This is a genomic window from Dactylosporangium darangshiense (assembly GCF_039537565.1).
Taxonomy (GTDB): domain Bacteria; phylum Actinomycetota; class Actinomycetes; order Mycobacteriales; family Micromonosporaceae; genus Dactylosporangium; species Dactylosporangium darangshiense.
In genome coordinates this window covers 16035-29992 of record NZ_BAABAT010000063.1, presented here as the reverse complement: position 1 = coordinate 29992, position 13958 = coordinate 16035, and the positions used below count along the sequence as shown (strand labels likewise).

13 protein-coding genes and 1 riboswitch are annotated in these 13958 nt (G+C 74.1%); of the genes, 3 read left to right on the top strand and 10 right to left on the bottom strand.

Annotation, left to right across the window (positions count from 1 at the left end; translation table 11 throughout):
* Positions 1–415 precede the first annotated feature (415 nt).
* On the bottom strand, positions 416–1258 hold the full coding sequence (locus ABD901_RS52655; RefSeq protein ID WP_345142147.1) for a C39 family peptidase: 843 nt from the start codon (positions 1256–1258) through the stop codon (positions 416–418).
* 9 nt (positions 1259–1267) lie between these two features.
* Positions 1268–1439, bottom strand: a riboswitch (cyclic di-AMP (ydaO/yuaA leader).
* Between the two features lie 329 nt (positions 1440–1768).
* Between ABD901_RS52655 and ABD901_RS52650 the strand changes: the two genes are divergently transcribed.
* The 3 genes from ABD901_RS52650 (at position 1769) to ABD901_RS52640 (ending at position 4363) form a co-directional block, all read left to right on the top strand.
* Positions 1769–2668, top strand: coding sequence for a hypothetical protein (locus tag ABD901_RS52650; RefSeq protein ID WP_345142144.1), 900 nt, complete (start codon positions 1769–1771; stop codon positions 2666–2668).
* Between the two features lie 85 nt (positions 2669–2753).
* Positions 2754–3887 (top strand): L,D-transpeptidase, encoded by a 1134-nt coding sequence (locus ABD901_RS52645; RefSeq protein WP_345142140.1) that lies wholly within the window; start codon positions 2754–2756, stop codon positions 3885–3887.
* Positions 3888–3901: 14 nt separating this feature from the next.
* A complete protein-coding gene (locus ABD901_RS52640; RefSeq protein WP_345142137.1) occupies positions 3902–4363 on the top strand; it encodes a cupin domain-containing protein in 462 nt (153 codons plus the stop codon).
* A 55-nt stretch (positions 4364–4418) separates the two neighbouring features.
* Here the strand turns inward: ABD901_RS52640 and ABD901_RS52635 are convergent, their stop codons facing one another.
* From ABD901_RS52635 to ABD901_RS52595, 9 genes are read right to left on the bottom strand one after another with little or no spacing between them, the layout of a single operon-like run.
* Positions 4419–4778, bottom strand: coding sequence for a VOC family protein (locus ABD901_RS52635; protein WP_345142134.1), 360 nt, complete (start codon positions 4776–4778; stop codon positions 4419–4421).
* Positions 4775–5062, bottom strand: a complete 288-nt coding sequence (locus ABD901_RS52630) for an ArsR/SmtB family transcription factor (RefSeq protein ID WP_345142129.1) — start codon at positions 5060–5062, stop codon at positions 4775–4777. Before ABD901_RS52630 ends, ABD901_RS52635 begins: the two co-directional genes overlap by 4 nt.
* 25 nt (positions 5063–5087) lie before the next feature.
* Positions 5088–5675, bottom strand: a complete 588-nt coding sequence (locus ABD901_RS52625; RefSeq protein WP_345142120.1) for a DNA-3-methyladenine glycosylase — start codon at positions 5673–5675, stop codon at positions 5088–5090.
* Positions 5672–6343 (bottom strand): TetR/AcrR family transcriptional regulator, encoded by a 672-nt coding sequence (locus ABD901_RS52620; RefSeq protein ID WP_345142117.1) that lies wholly within the window; start codon positions 6341–6343, stop codon positions 5672–5674. Before ABD901_RS52620 ends, ABD901_RS52625 begins: the two co-directional genes overlap by 4 nt.
* 7 nt (positions 6344–6350) lie before the next feature.
* Complete coding sequence (locus tag ABD901_RS52615) at positions 6351–7892, bottom strand: MFS transporter (protein WP_345142111.1); 1542 nt, start codon at positions 7890–7892, stop codon at positions 6351–6353.
* Between the two features lie 49 nt (positions 7893–7941).
* Positions 7942–9063: an o-succinylbenzoate synthase gene (gene menC, locus ABD901_RS52610; RefSeq protein WP_345142108.1), complete on the bottom strand. Its 1122-nt coding sequence runs from the start codon at positions 9061–9063 to the stop codon at positions 7942–7944.
* Positions 9060–9908, bottom strand: coding sequence for a GNAT family N-acetyltransferase (locus tag ABD901_RS52605; protein ID WP_345142105.1), 849 nt, complete (start codon positions 9906–9908; stop codon positions 9060–9062). The genes menC and ABD901_RS52605 overlap by 4 nt, the downstream gene beginning before the upstream one ends.
* A gap of 8 nt (positions 9909–9916) precedes the next feature.
* Positions 9917–11047, bottom strand: a complete 1131-nt coding sequence (locus ABD901_RS52600; RefSeq protein ID WP_345142103.1) for a M20 family metallopeptidase — start codon at positions 11045–11047, stop codon at positions 9917–9919.
* Positions 11044–13872: an AfsR/SARP family transcriptional regulator gene (locus ABD901_RS52595; RefSeq protein ID WP_345142100.1), complete on the bottom strand. Its 2829-nt coding sequence runs from the start codon at positions 13870–13872 to the stop codon at positions 11044–11046. The genes ABD901_RS52600 and ABD901_RS52595 overlap by 4 nt, the downstream gene beginning before the upstream one ends.
* Between the last annotated feature and the right edge of the window lie 86 nt (positions 13873–13958).

Here is a 13958-nt window from a genome sequence, read left to right as displayed (position 1 = left end):
GCCGCCGCCGAAGCCGTCCTCGATCGATCCACACCGGCGACGCATCGGCCCAGCGACGTGAACGATCTCGACCAGCAGGGCAGCGACACGCGTCACGTGCGCGTACACGTGCCGCAGCCCTCGGACGGCGCCGACCATCCCACGCGGGCGTACGCAACCGGCATTGCGTACGTGGGATCGCGGCTCGCACGAGGGCTCCAGGCCGGACCGCGTCGCCGGCCGGTGTGGGCGCCGCGCGCGACGGCGCCGACGGTGAACGACGTGGCGGCACGGCGCGAAAGCGGCAGGCGCGGCCAACGCCAGGACGGCGCGGACCGCGAGCGACGTGGCGGCACGGCGCGAAAGCGGCAGCAGCGTCCCACGCGAGCCGCGCGCGACGCCTGCCGTGGTCAGTACAGCTAGGTGATCAGTACAGCTAGGCCGCGTAGCCGCGCTGGGCGATCCAGTTGGCCATCTTCGCGACGGGGAGGGTGTACGCGCCGACGCCCTCCGCGTCGGCCGGGTCCGCGATCCTCACGGTCTCGCCGCCGTCGCGGTAGCCGACGATCGTGAGGTAGTGCCCGCCCGGGTAGGAGTGGCTGTGGCCCCCGTCGTCGACCGTCGAGCCGGCGATGTTCGCGACCACCGCGTAGCCCGAGCCGATCGCGCTCACGACCGACTTGCGCAGCTCGTCGACGTCCGCGGAAGTCGCCGACTCCCCGCGGATGAAGTGGGGCTCGTAGAAGTTGGTGCCGGTGAAGGAGTTCAGGGCCCTCGCGGTGTCCTCCGACGAGTTGGTGCCGCCCTCCGTCGTGCCCAGGCGCTCCGCGACCTGGGACTGCGACGGGAACAGGCCACGCGCGGTCAGGGCGATGCGCGTCGCCGCCGGGCCGCAGTAGTAGTAGTTCTCCTGCCAGGCGAACTGGTACGAGACGTCCTTCTGGGACGGCTGGGTCGGGGTGGGAGACGCGGACGAGGCGGACGGGGCGGGCGACGACGAAGCGGAAGGCTTTGTGGACGTCGGCGCGGCGGCCGGTGGGGGTGCGTCGCCGCGCTGCTTGGCGCGGGCCGCCGACGACGTCGAGACGCCGTCCACTGTGGACTCCGAGCCGGCCAGGGACGTGGCGTCGGAGGCGGGGTGGTGGTCCAGCGTGGCCACGCCGATGCCGGCGGCCGCGGCCAGGACCAGGGAGGCGGCCGCTACCGGGAGGCGGCGGCCGAGAGGGCGGCGGCCGGACGGAGGGGGTTGCGAGTGGCGGGACTTGTAGAAGTACGACAACGGGGGCACCGCTCCTTCCGCAGCCGCTTACCGGGTTAGCTGACGGGTTCGGGCGGGAAGCTCGCCCTACCGCCGGGGGCCCGAACGGGCACCGGCGGATTCACCCCGGGTGATGCGTGGGTCCCCGGCTCCTGCGCGCGCGACCGGCGGTGGCGGGCGCATAACTCAGCGGATTCGCTTCGGCGTCACCCACCGTGAGTGACTTCGGGCCGCGGCGAACGACATTGACGGTAAACGCGCCGCTCAGGGCACCTGTATCACCCTGCGGATTCAGCCACAGGGCGTGACGCTCATACGAAGGGTGACCGGGTGCGTACGGCCCCCGCGCCGATTTTCACGCCCGAAATCACCCCCTCGACCACCCGGTCCTAGTCTCGCCGGATGCTCGACGGTGCCGACGAAAACCCGCAGCTCAGCGACGCGACGACCGAGCCCGGTCCGCGTCACCTGCGGCCTCGCCGAGGTCGCCACGCTGCCGCACTTGCCGCCGTTCCCGCCCAGATCAGGCGGATGAACGCGGCGATGCCCGCGCAGGTCAAGCGACTGAACGCGGCCGTGCCCGCGCAGGTCAAGCGACTGAACGAGGCCGTGCCTGCGCAGATCAGGCGGTTGAACCTCGCTCAGATCACGCGCCTGCACACATCCCGGGGCGAGAGCTTCCTGCTCCCCGCCGCCGGGAACGACCGGATGCGTCGCGGGCTGGCCACGGCGGCCGTGCTCGCCGTGGCGGCGTTCGGGATCACCACGACGGTGGCCGGGAACGGGCCGGGCAGCGGCTCGGCGGTGAGCCTCACGGCCGAGGCGGACGGCGGCGTCTCCCGCACGGACGGCGGCTCGGTCGCCTCCCGCGGCCGCGGCCGCGACCACGCGGCGGCTCCGAGCGCCAACGCAAAGCAGAACCAGACGAACTCGAAGCAGACAGATCCGGCCCAGGCCGCGTCGAAGGCGCCGGCCACGGCGGACCCGACGCCGACGCGGCCCGCGCCGGTCGGCGGGCTCACGCAGGCCGAGATGGACAACGCGGTCGCGATCGTGGACGTCGCAAAGCGCGAGAACCTGCCGAAGCGGGCGGCCATCGTGGCGCTGGCGACCGCGCTGCAGGAGAGCCACCTGCGCAACCTGGCCAACCCGAACCTGCCCTCGTCGCTCGACCACCCCAACCAGGGCGTCGGGTACGACTACGACTCCGTCGGGCTGTTCCAGCAGCGGCCCAACTGGGGCTCGATCGACCAGCTGATGGACCCGCACGAGTCGGCCCGCCGGTTCTACGCGGCGCTGGTGCGCATCCCGGGCTGGGGCGACTACGCGATCACGGTCGCCGCGCAGATGGTCCAGCGCTCCGCGTTCCCCGACGCGTACGCCAAGTGGGAGGGCCTGGCGACGCAGATCGCCGACACCACGATGCAATAACCCGGGTAGTCACACGATTGCCGGCCCGGTCTCCTCCGGGCCGGCACGACGATGCCTCTATGGACAGACAACCATGGCAGGCAACATGAGACGTTCCCTGACTGCGCTCCTCGTCCTCGCGGTCGCAGCGTCGCCGGCGCTGGCGGCCTGCGATGGGCACGGCAAACCGGTGGCGAAGAACACCGCTCCCCCGCCGACACCCGTCGGGCTGGCGATCTCGCCGACGACCAGTGACGGCGGCGTGCCGATCAGCACGGAGATCGGGCTGAAGGTCAGCGACGGCAAGGTGACCGGCGTGACGCTGACCGACTCGGCCGGCCAGGCGGTCGCCGGCGCGCCGCGCGCCGACGGCAGCTCCTGGGTGCCCGCGACCGCGCTGAAGTACGGCACGTCGTACACCGCGAAGGTCACGGCCGTCGGCGCCGACGGCAAGCCGGTGACGAAGGAGACGACGTTCACCACGGCGGCGAAGCCGCAGGGGCAGCAGATCAACTCCGACCTGAATCTCATCAACGGCGGGACCTACGGCGTCGCGATGCCGATCGTCGTCGAGTTCGGCACCGAAGTACCGCCGGAGTCTCGCGCGGCGGTCCAGCAACGGCTGTTCGTCACGAGCGATCCGCCGCAGCCCGGGACGTGGCACTGGTTCGGCGGCAAGCAGGTGATGTACCGGCCGGAGCACTACTGGCAGCCCGGCACGAAGATCACCGCGCGCAAAGCCCTCAACGGCGTGACCGTCGGCAACGGGCACACCGACGAGGACTACACGGCGACGGTCACGATCGGGCGCAAGCTCACGATCGACATCGACAACGCCACCAAGCAGTTGACCGTGTACCAGAACGACCAGCCGATCAAATCGATGCCGGTCAGCCTGGGCAAGGCGTCGACCCCGTCGTCCAGCGGCACCACTGTGATCATGTCGCGTGAACCGTCGACGGTGTTCCGCACGCCCGAGTACACCGCCTTTGTGGAGTACGCCATGCGCCTGACGTGGGGCGGCCAGTACATCCACGCCGCACCGTGGTCCGTTGGCGATCAGGGCAAGCGCAACGTCTCGCACGGCTGCACCAACGTCTCCACCGCGAACGCCCGCTGGCTCTACGAGTCGGTGCTCGTCGGCGACCCGGTGACCACCCGCGGTACCGAGGTGGCGCTGGACCCGGGCGACGGCTGGACGGCGTGGGACATGTCGTGGGCGGACTACAACAAGGTCTAGAGGGGGAGAGAACCATGGAAGTGATTCGCGCGCCCAGCACCAGCCGCCCTGCGCCGCAGCAGCGGTACTCCGGCGTGGCCTGGATCGGCCGGGACGTGACGGCGATGGAGCCGTCGCGCCTGGCCACGTTCCACGCCCAGTTCAACCCGTGCGCGCGCACCGCGTGGCACAGCTGCCCCTACGGCAGGGTGCTGCACGTGCTGCACGGCGTCGGCCGGGTCCAGCGCCGCGGCGGCCCGGTGCACGAGGTCCGCGCCGGCGACACGATCGTGGTGTCGGCCGGCGAGTGGCACTGGCACGGCGCCGGCCCGCACACCTTCGTGGCCATGGTCTCCACGCACGAGACCGACCCGGAGGGCGCCGGCACCGAGTGGGGCGATCAGGTCACCGACGCCGAGTACTCGCGGGCGCCGCAGGCCACGGCGTTCCGGATGCCGGACACCGATCGTGTACCCGACCGCGAGGCGTGCTGGTGAGCCGCTGACACACCGGTCGCCCAGGGCCCCGCCGCATGCCGCGACGGGGCCCCGATCATGCGTCGGGGTCGTAGGCGTGCAGGCCGATGAGGATGCCGGCGGGGTCGAGGATGTAGCAGCCGTGCCCGACTCCCTTGATCGTGAACGGCTCGACCACCACCTGGCCGCCGTGCTCGCGGACCGCGGCGGTCGCGGTGTCGAGGGAGTCGACGCGGATCACCGGGACGGTGCGCGGCTGGCCGTCGCGGGAGGCGAGCAGGCCGGTGTCGACGCCCGGCGCGTCGCCGCGCGGCGCCACCAGGTAGTCGGGCGCGGCGAACGGGGCCGGGTCCCAGCCGAAGACGGACGAGACGAAGCGGCGGGTGGCGTCCAGGTCCGGGCTGTTGATCTCGACGTAGCTGACGGGCTGGGTCATGCGGGCTCCTCGATGCTTCGCGAACTCAGATCGGTCGCCCAGGCGGCGACGGTCGACAGCGGCGGCCGGGACAGGCGATGCCAGCGGTGCCGGCCGCGCTGCTCGGTGTGGATCAGGCCCGCGTCCTGCAGGACCTTGAGGTGCTGCGACACCGCAGGTCGGCTGACCGGCAGCAGGTCCGCCAGCTGCCCCGTGGTCGCCGGGCCGTGCGACAGCCGCTGCAGCAGCGCCCGGCGCGAACGGTCGGCCAAGGCAACGAATACCAGATCCAGGTCAACGTCCATTGGTAAGCAAAACCTTACGCGTAAGTCAGTCCTTACGCAATCGGGGCACGTGGCGGCGGTACTCGCTGACGGTCGGGTCGCCGGCCAGCCAGAAGCGCCACGGCAGGTCGTGCGCGCCGGTGACACCGACCCGCGGTCCCGCCACGACCTCGCCCGGCGGGTCGTCGCCCTCGCTCAGGTGGCCGTCCATGAGGTACGTCCCGTAGAAGTCCCGCCCGACCGCCAGCGCGCTGCACAACCGCGCGGGACCGCGGGCCAGCTCCGCGTCGGAGCGCGCCGCCGGGCGCCGGGAGCGGGCCGTCTCGAGGCCGCCGACCACCTCCCCGGCGCGCAGCAGGACCGCCGAGGCGGTGCCCTCCGTGCCGGTGACGACGTTCAGGCAGTAGTGCATGCCGTAGGTGAAGTACACGTAGGCGTACCCGGCCGGGCCGAACATGATGGTGTTGCGCGGCGTGCGGCCGCGGTGCGCGTGCGAGGCGGGGTCCTCGCCGGTGCCCGAGTACGCCTCGACCTCGGTCAGGCGCACGGTGACCCCGCCGGCGGTGAGGCGGCACCCGAGCAGGGCCCGGGCCGCGTCCTCGACCGGGCCCTGCAGGCGCGACAGCAGCGTCACGAGCGGATCAGCGCGACGCGCTCGACCAGGTCGTCGACCGTCCGCTCCACCGGCGGCAGGGGGAAGCCGGGGATGAACTGGCGCATGGCGACCGCGCCGTGCAGCGAGGTCCACAGGGTGGTGGCGTCGGCGAAGGGGTCCAGGCTGGCGGAGCGGCCGGCCTTGACGCAGCCGTCGAGCGCCTCGACGAGGGTCATGAACGACTCGAGCCGGTGCCGCCAGACCTCGGGCAGCTCGGTGATGTCCCGCGGCGAGCCGATCTTCGGGCGGTTGGCCCGCTGCCGGCCGAAGAGGACGCGGTACCGCGCGGGCTCCTCCATGCCGAACCGCGCGTACGCGTGGCAGCCGGACCGCAGCCGCTCGACCGGGTCCTCGACGCCCTCGGCGGCGTCGAGGACCAGCCGGCGCAGCCGCTCGAAGGCGATGTCGAGCACGGCCTCGAGGATCGCCTCGCGGTCGGCGAAGTGCGTGTAGATCGACGGCGCGGAGATCCCCGCCTCGCGGGCCACCGAGCGCAGCGTGAGGGCCTCCTCGTCGCCCTCGCGCTCGAGCAGCCGCTCGGCCGCGGCCACGATCTCGTCGCGCAGCAGGCCGCCCTCGCCGCGGCGGTTGCGGGTTCGGCCACCCCCGCCTGCGGAGGTGGCCGAACCGGTCGAATCCGACTTCATGGTTTCATCATGCCGTCTGCAGCGCGGGCTCGGCCGCGGGGACATCGTCGGCGACGACAACCTCGGCGCGCCGCGGGGTGGCCGGCCGGACGAGGAGCACGGCGACCGCCATGAGCAGGGCGACCCCGGCGGCGATGAGGGCGCCGCGGTCCATCGCGTCGGTGAAGGCCTTGTCGGCGACCTCGATGACGTGCTGCGCGGCCGGCGCCGGCAGGCTCGCCGCCATGCCATGGGCCGTGGGCAGGTCGTTGTGTGCCGGGCCCAGATCGGTACCGACGGCGGAACGGTAGGCGGAGGAGACCACGGTGCCGAGGACCGCGATGCCCAGCACGCCGCCCAGCTCGCGGATCACGCTGTTGAGCGCGCTCGCCATCGAGGCGAACTGCTGCGGCACCGAGCCGCTGATCTGCAGGCTCGCCGGAGCCATCATCATGCCCATGCCGAGGCCGATGACCGCAGTGCCGACGGCGACCCGCCAGAAGGCGGTGTGCACGCCGGTGGTGGAAAGCTCCAGCAGGCCGGCGGTGGCCAGGAACAGGCCCAGCGCCAGGGTGCCGCGCACGCCGAGGCGGCGGGAGATGAGCGGCGAGGTGGCCGACGTGGCGGCCATGGCCACGGCGAACGGCATCGCGCCCAGGCCGGCCACGAGCGGGCTGTAGCCGTGCACCAGCTGCAGGTACTGCGACAGCTCGAACAGCGTCCCGAAGAGCACGAAGAACACCACGGCGAGGCTCAGCGCGGCGATCGCGAAGGTGCGGTTGGCGAAGAGGTCGAGGCGGACCAGCGGCGAGCCGCCCCGGGCCGCCACGCGGCGCTGCCAGAGCACGAACACGGCGACGAGCACGGCCGCGGCGGCGAGCTCGGCGAGGGTCACGGCGTCGGACCAGCCGCGCGACGGTGCCTGGATGACGGCGTCGACGAGGGCCGCGACCGCGGCGGTGGACAGCAGTGCGCCGAGGAGGTCGAGGCGCCCGCCGCGCACCGGCGGGATGGCCGGGACGAGGGCGAACACGGCACCGATGGCGAAGGCGACGAGCGGCACGTTGATCCAGAAGGCGCTGCTCCACGAGAAGTGCTCGAGCAGGGCGCCGCCGGTGACGGGGCCGATGAGCACGCCGATGCCGGCCGCGGCCGACCAGGCGCCGAACGCCTTCGGGCGCTCCACCGGCGGGAAGATCCGCGTGATGATCGCCAGCGTCGCCGGCATGACGAACGCGGCGCCGAGGCCCATCACCGCCCGCCAGGCGATGAGCTGGCCCGGCGAGTCGGACAGCGCCGCGACCGCCGAGCCGCCGCCGAAGACGGCCAGGCCGCCGATCAGGGCGTTGCGCGGGCCGAGCCGGGCGCCGAGGGTGCCGGCCAGGATCAGGGCCGAGGCGAAGACGAGGGTGTACGCGTCGGTGATCCACTGCAGGTCGGAGGTGCCCGCGCGCAGGGCGTGCGCCAGCGACGGCAGTGCGGTGTTGAGCACGGAGTTGTCGAGGGTGACGGCGACGAGGGTCAGGCTGAGCACCGCGAGAGCGGCCCAGCGGCGCGGGTACTCGTGCATGGCGCAGGCTCCTTACGGACGTATGTTTACGTCCGTAAGGTTAGACCCGTCAGCTAACGCTTGTAAAGTTAATCCACTCTGTCGCCGTGGTCACACTGTCGAGCACGTCGCGGACCGGGGTGACGCCGATGCCGGGACCCGCCGGGACGGCCACGTGACCGTCGTCGAGCTTGAACGGCTCGGTGATGTCCTGCGCGTAGTAGCGGTCGGAGGCGGACGTGTCGCCCGGCAACGTGAAGCCCGGCAGCGCGGCGAGCGCCACGTTGGCCGCCCGGCCCAGGCCGGTCTCGAGCATGCCGCCGGCCCAGACCGGCACCCCGTTGGCGGCGCACACGTCGTGGATGCGCCTCGCCTCGAGATACCCGCCGACCCGGCCCGGCTTGATGTTGACGATCCGGCAGGCGCCCATGGCGATCGCGTCCGCGGCCGCCCGCGCGCTGGTGATCGACTCGTCCAGGCAGATCGGGGTGCGCATCATGGTGGCCAGCCGCGCGTGGCCGCGCAGGTCGTCCTCCGGCAGCGGCTGCTCGACGAGCAGCAGGTCGAACGGGTCGAGGCGGGCCAGCCGGTCGGCGTCGGCCAGCGTGTACGCGGTGTTGGCGTCGACCTGCAGCAGCACGCCGTCGCCGAAGCGCTCGCGCACCGCACGGACCGGCTCGACGTCCCAGCCGGGCTCGATCTTGAGCTTGATCCGCAGGTAGCCCTCGCCGAGGTACCCCTCGACGGCGTCCAGCAGCGCCGGGATCGACTCCATGATCCCGACGGAGACGCCGGCCGGCACGCGGTCGCGCACCGCGCCGAGGAAGGCGCCCAGCGGCATCCCGGCCGCGCGCAGGTGCGCGTCGAGGACCGCGGTCTGCACCGCCGCCTTCGCCATCGGGTGCCCCTTGAGCGGCTCGAACAGCGGCTCGAGGGCGTAGGCGTGCCCCTCGAAGCGGGCCAGGAGCGGCACGATGTACCGCTTGATGAACGCCTCGGCGCCGTCGACGTACTCGGCGGAGTACAACGGCGCGCTCAGCGCCACGCACTCGCCCCAGCCCTCGGCGTCGGTCGTGACCGCCCGCACCAGCAGCACATCGCGCTCGTGCTCGGTGCCGAACGACGTGCGGAACGGCGCCACGAGCGGCATCGCGATCCGCCGCAGCTCCAGACCCTGTAACCGCGCGCTCATCCGTTGACCTCCAGTCGGTAGTGCCCGTCCCGCGTCATGCCGGCGATGCGGTAGCCGGCGGCCAGGCGGCCCGTCAGCGCGTCGCGCACCGCGTGCCGCCAGCGCAGCGCCGCCTGGGGGTCGCGCCCGCGCAGCTCCTCCACGTCCGACGGCACGGCGACGGTGAGCGCGAGCGCCGCAGGGTGGGGCTCGTGCCAGACCGGCTCGTCGCCGTCGCGCGAGACCAGCGGCTCGGCACCGTCGGCGCCGACCCCGGCGACCGGCGCACCGGCGGCGAGCTCCCGCACCCGCGCGTCGGCCAGCCGCCACACGACGAGCACGCGGTCGGTCAGGTCGCCGCTGTTGATGCCGTCGGTCATCCGGCCGTAGAAGCCGGGCAGGTACTCGGCCACCTCCGCGCCGAGGCGCTGCAGGTTGAAGTACGCGTTGCGGCCGATGAGCGGGTCGTAGGTCCAGTGCACCTCGGGCACCCCGCGCGCCAGGGTCCAGGCCCGCTGGTGCAGCTTGAGGGCCCGCCCGACACCCTGGCCGTGCCCGCCGCGCTCGACGCCGGCCAGGTGCGAGTGCAGGTGCAGGACGCCGTCCGGGCCGGACCCTTCACGGCCGAAGAAGCCGACCGCGGCGCCGATCAGGACGCCGGCGCGGTAGGCGCCGGCGACGTAGTTGCCGGAGTGGGCGTACGTGCGCAGCATCGACGGCGACGCGATCTCGGCGGGGTGCGCCGCCCGCCAGACCCGCTGCAGCAGCGCCGAGCACTCGTCGAGCTCGGCGATCGAGGACAGCTCGACCAGCTTGAGGCCGATGCGGTCGGCGGCCTCGGCCGCGCAGGCCCACGCCTCGGCCACGCCGTCCATCACTCCGCCCGCCCGATGGCGCCCGCGAGCGAGCTGACCAGTGCGGCCCGTTCCGGCAGGCTGGACAATTCGATCCACTCCCCTTCCGCATGTGCGTTGCCGCCGATCGCGCCGAGCCCGTCGAGGGTCCGCACGCCGACGCCGGCCGTGAGATTGCCGTCCGAGCCGCCGCCGACCGCCTCGCCGACGATCGCCCGCCCGGTCAGGGCCTGCGACAGCCGCTGGGCCAGCGCGAACAGCTCGGCCGAGGCCGCCTCGGGCATCGCCGGGCGGGCCGGTCCGGCCTCGACGCGGACCGCGGCGCCGGGCAGCACCGGCGCCAGCGCGTGCAGGGCGGCGTCGACCCGGCGCAGCTCCGCCGGGTCGAAGGAGCGCACGTCGACGCTGACCCGCCCGACCGCCGGCACGGTGTTGCTGGTCGTGCCGGCCGAGGCGTCGGTCGGCGTGACGGTGGTGCCCCGCTCGGCGTCGCCGAGCGCCGCGATGCGCAGGATCTGGTGCGACAGCTCCACGCCGGCGTTGATCCCGCGGTGCGGCGCGTTGCCGGCGTGCGAGGCGCGGCCGGTGACCCGCACCGAGTAGTGCGCGATGCCCTTGCGGGCGACCTTCAGCCGCCCGGCCGAGCTGCCCTCCAGCACCAGCGCGCCGGCGGCGCCGCGGGCGGTGTCCTCGATGAGCGCGGTGGAAGTCGGCGAGCCGATCTCCTCGTCGGCGTTGATGACGACGGCGACGCCGTCGAGGTCGTCGAGCGCGGCGAGGGCGTGGAAGAGCACGACCAAACCGCCCTTCATGTCCACGACGCCGGGGCCGGTGGCGCGGTCGCCGTCGACGGAGAACGGCCAGCGGGCGATCGTCCCGCGCGGCCAGACGGTGTCGTAGTGCCCGATGAGCACGACCCTCGGCGGCCCGTCGCCGAAGCACCATCGCAGGTGCGGCCGGTCGCCGACGACGATGCGCTCGGGCGCCCGGCCGATGCGCCGCTCGCCGACGGCGGCCACGACGTCGGCGCAGCGGGCGAGGGCGTCCAGATCCGCCGACGGTGACTCCGTGCCGACCAGTTCGGCGAGGTCGTCGAGCATCTGCGGTGCGGCGGCCAGCAGGCCGGCCCGTAAGGTGTCAGGCGCCGTCATCCACTCACCGTAGCCGCCGGACCGGGTGCGCCGGCGGGCAGCTTCGCGCGCACGGTGGCCGCCTGGGCCGGGTCGAGCTCGTCGAGGATGTCCAGGCTGTGCCGCCACGCGTCGGCGGCCGCGGCGGCGTCGCCGGTGGCCGCGTGCGCGTCGCCGAGGTGCGACAGCACGCACGCCTGTCCGGCCCGGTCGCCGAGCTCGCGGTAGGCGCGCAGCGCGTGGCCGTAGCAGGCGATCGCCTGGCGCGGGTCGCCGAGGCGGTGGTGGGCGTAGCCGACGGCGTCCCAGGTGCCGGCCTCGCCGTGGCGGTCGCCGACCTCGCGGTTCTCCACCAGCGCGTCGCGGCACCGGCGCAGCGCCCGCTCGTACTCGCCGAGCTGTCCCATGATCCAGCCGGTGGCGTTGAGGGCGCGGGCCCGCCACAGCTTGTCGCCGAGCCGCTCGAACAGCGCCAGGGCCTGCTCGCTGTGGCTCAGCGCGTCGCGGTAGCGCCGCTGGGCGTGCTGCAGCCAGCCGAGGTGGTAGTGGGCGCGCGCGAGGCCGGGCGCGTCGTCGAGCTGCTCGAAGAGGCACAGCGCGGTCCACAGGTACTGGTGCGCCTCGTCGAAGCGGCCGATGCGGGCGTACACCTGGCCGAGCTCGCACGACGCCGCGCCCTGCCCCGGACGGTCGCCGAGGCGGCGCAGCGCGCGCAGGGCCGCCTCCTGCACGGCGACGAGCTCCTGCCACTGCCCGTGCCAGTCCAGGAAGGTCGTCATGGCCGCGGCGAGGCGCCAGGTGTGCTCGTCCAGCCCGCGCTCGGCGGACAGGCGCACCGCGGCCAGCAGGCAGCGGTGCTCGTCGGCGAACCACGCCTGCGCCTGCTCCCGCGGCGGCTCCGGCACCGCGATCGCCGGGTGCTTGGCCGCCCGCGGCACCGGGTCGCGGGCCGGGTCGAGCTGCTGCGCGGCCGCCTGCGCGGTGGCGACGTAGTGCTCGAGCAGCCGGTCCACGGCGGCGGAGCGGTCGGCCTCGGGGTCGTGGGTCTCGACCAGCTCGGAGGCGTATGCGCGCAGCAGGTCGTGGAAGGTGTACCGCCCGGTGCGCTGCTCCACCACCAGCCCGGCCCGGTCGAGCTCGGCCAGGCTCGCCCGCGCCGCCGCGGCCGGCACGCCGGCGAGTGCGGCGACGGCGTCGATGCCGAGGTCGGGGCCCGGGCCGAGGCTCATCCGGCGCAGCACCTCGGCGGCCGCGGGGCTCAGCGCCCGGTAGGACCAGGAGAACACCGCCCGCATGTCGGAGGCCGGGTCGGCGCCGGCGATCGCGTCGAGCCCGCCGGAGGCGCCGAGCTGGTCGGCGAGCGCGGACAGCGGCAGCTCCGGCCGGGTTGCTGCGCGCCCGGCGACGACGGCGAGCGCGAGCGGCAGCCGGGCGCAGGCGCCGACGATCCGCTCGACCGCCTCCGGCTCGGCGGCGACCCGGCGCGCACCGAGCCGGCTGACCAGCAGGTCGCGGGCCTCGGCGTCGGTCAGCAGGTCGACCGGCACCGGCACGGCGCCCTCGATCGCCACCAGCGAGGTCAGCGGGTCGCGGCTGGTGACGACGACCAGGCACCCGGGCGCGGCCGGCAGCAGCGGGCGGACCTGCTCGGCGTCGCGGGCGTTGTCGAGCACGATCAGCACCCGCTGGCCGGCCAGGCGGCTGCGCAGCAGGCCGGAGAGGCCGGCGAGGTCGCCGGGGATGCGCTCGGCCGGCACGCCGAGCGCGTCGAGGAACCCGCGCACCGCGTCGGCAGGCGGCATGGGCCGGTTGGCCGGGTCGAAGCCGCGCAGGTTGACGTACAGCTGCCCGTCGGGGAACCGGTCGGCGACCCGGTGCGCCCAGTGCACCGCGAGCGCGGACTTGCCGACGCCGGCCGTGCCGGACACGACGGCGACGAACACGGCGCTGCCCGGCGGGGTCCACTCGGCCGGCAGCAGCGCGTCGAGGCGGGCCAGCTGCCCGGCCCGCCCGGCGAAGGTGCGCACCGCGAGCGGGATCTGCGCGGGCACCGGGCCGGGGGGCTCGGCGGCGTCGCGCTGCTCGGGCTCCGGCGCCGCGCGCACCGGGGCCGGCGGCGGGTCGAGGTCGGCGTCCTGGCGCAGCATCGCGGACTCGAGCCCGCGCAGCGCGTTGCCGGGCTCGATGCCGAGATCGTCGCGCAGGGTCCGGCGCAGCCGCTGGAAGGCGCCCAGCGCATCGGCCTGGCGGCCCGTGCGGTACAACGCGAGCATCAGCTGGCCGTGCAGCTGCTCGTCGAACGGGTGCTCGCGGGTGAGCTGCTCGAGCTCCGGCAGCAGCTGGGCGTGCTGCCCGAGCCCCAGCCGGGCCTGCAGCAGGGCGCGCTTGCCCTGCAGCCACAGCTGCTCGAGCCGCTGCGCCTGCTCCTCCAGCCACGTGACGCCGGTCGCGTCGGCCATCGGCTGGCCGCGCCACAGCTCCAGCGCCCGCTGCAGGTCGCGGGCCCGTGCGGCGTCGTCGCGGTCCTGCAGGCCGGCGGCGATGAGCCGCTCGGCGACGGCGACGTCGGTCCCGTCGGCGCCGACGTCCAGCACGTATCCGGGCGGGCGGGAGCGCACGGCCGACTTGTCCGACAGGGTGCGTCGCAGGTAGGACAAATGGCTCTGCAGCGCGTTGACGGCGTTGGGCGGCGGCGCGCCGTCCCAGACCAGCTCGACGAGGCGCCCGGTGCTCACGACCTCGCCGGCGTGCAGCCCGAGCACGGCGAGGACCGCCTTGCGGCGCAGGCCCTGCACCGGGCGCGGCTCGTCGCCGACCACCACGTCGATCGGTCCGAGAAGCCGCACCCGCACCGTGGCCGCCCCCCAACGGTAGATTGACGGCTGCCTATTGCGATTGCGCCGTCACGAGCCAGGCCGAACAATACCTCGCG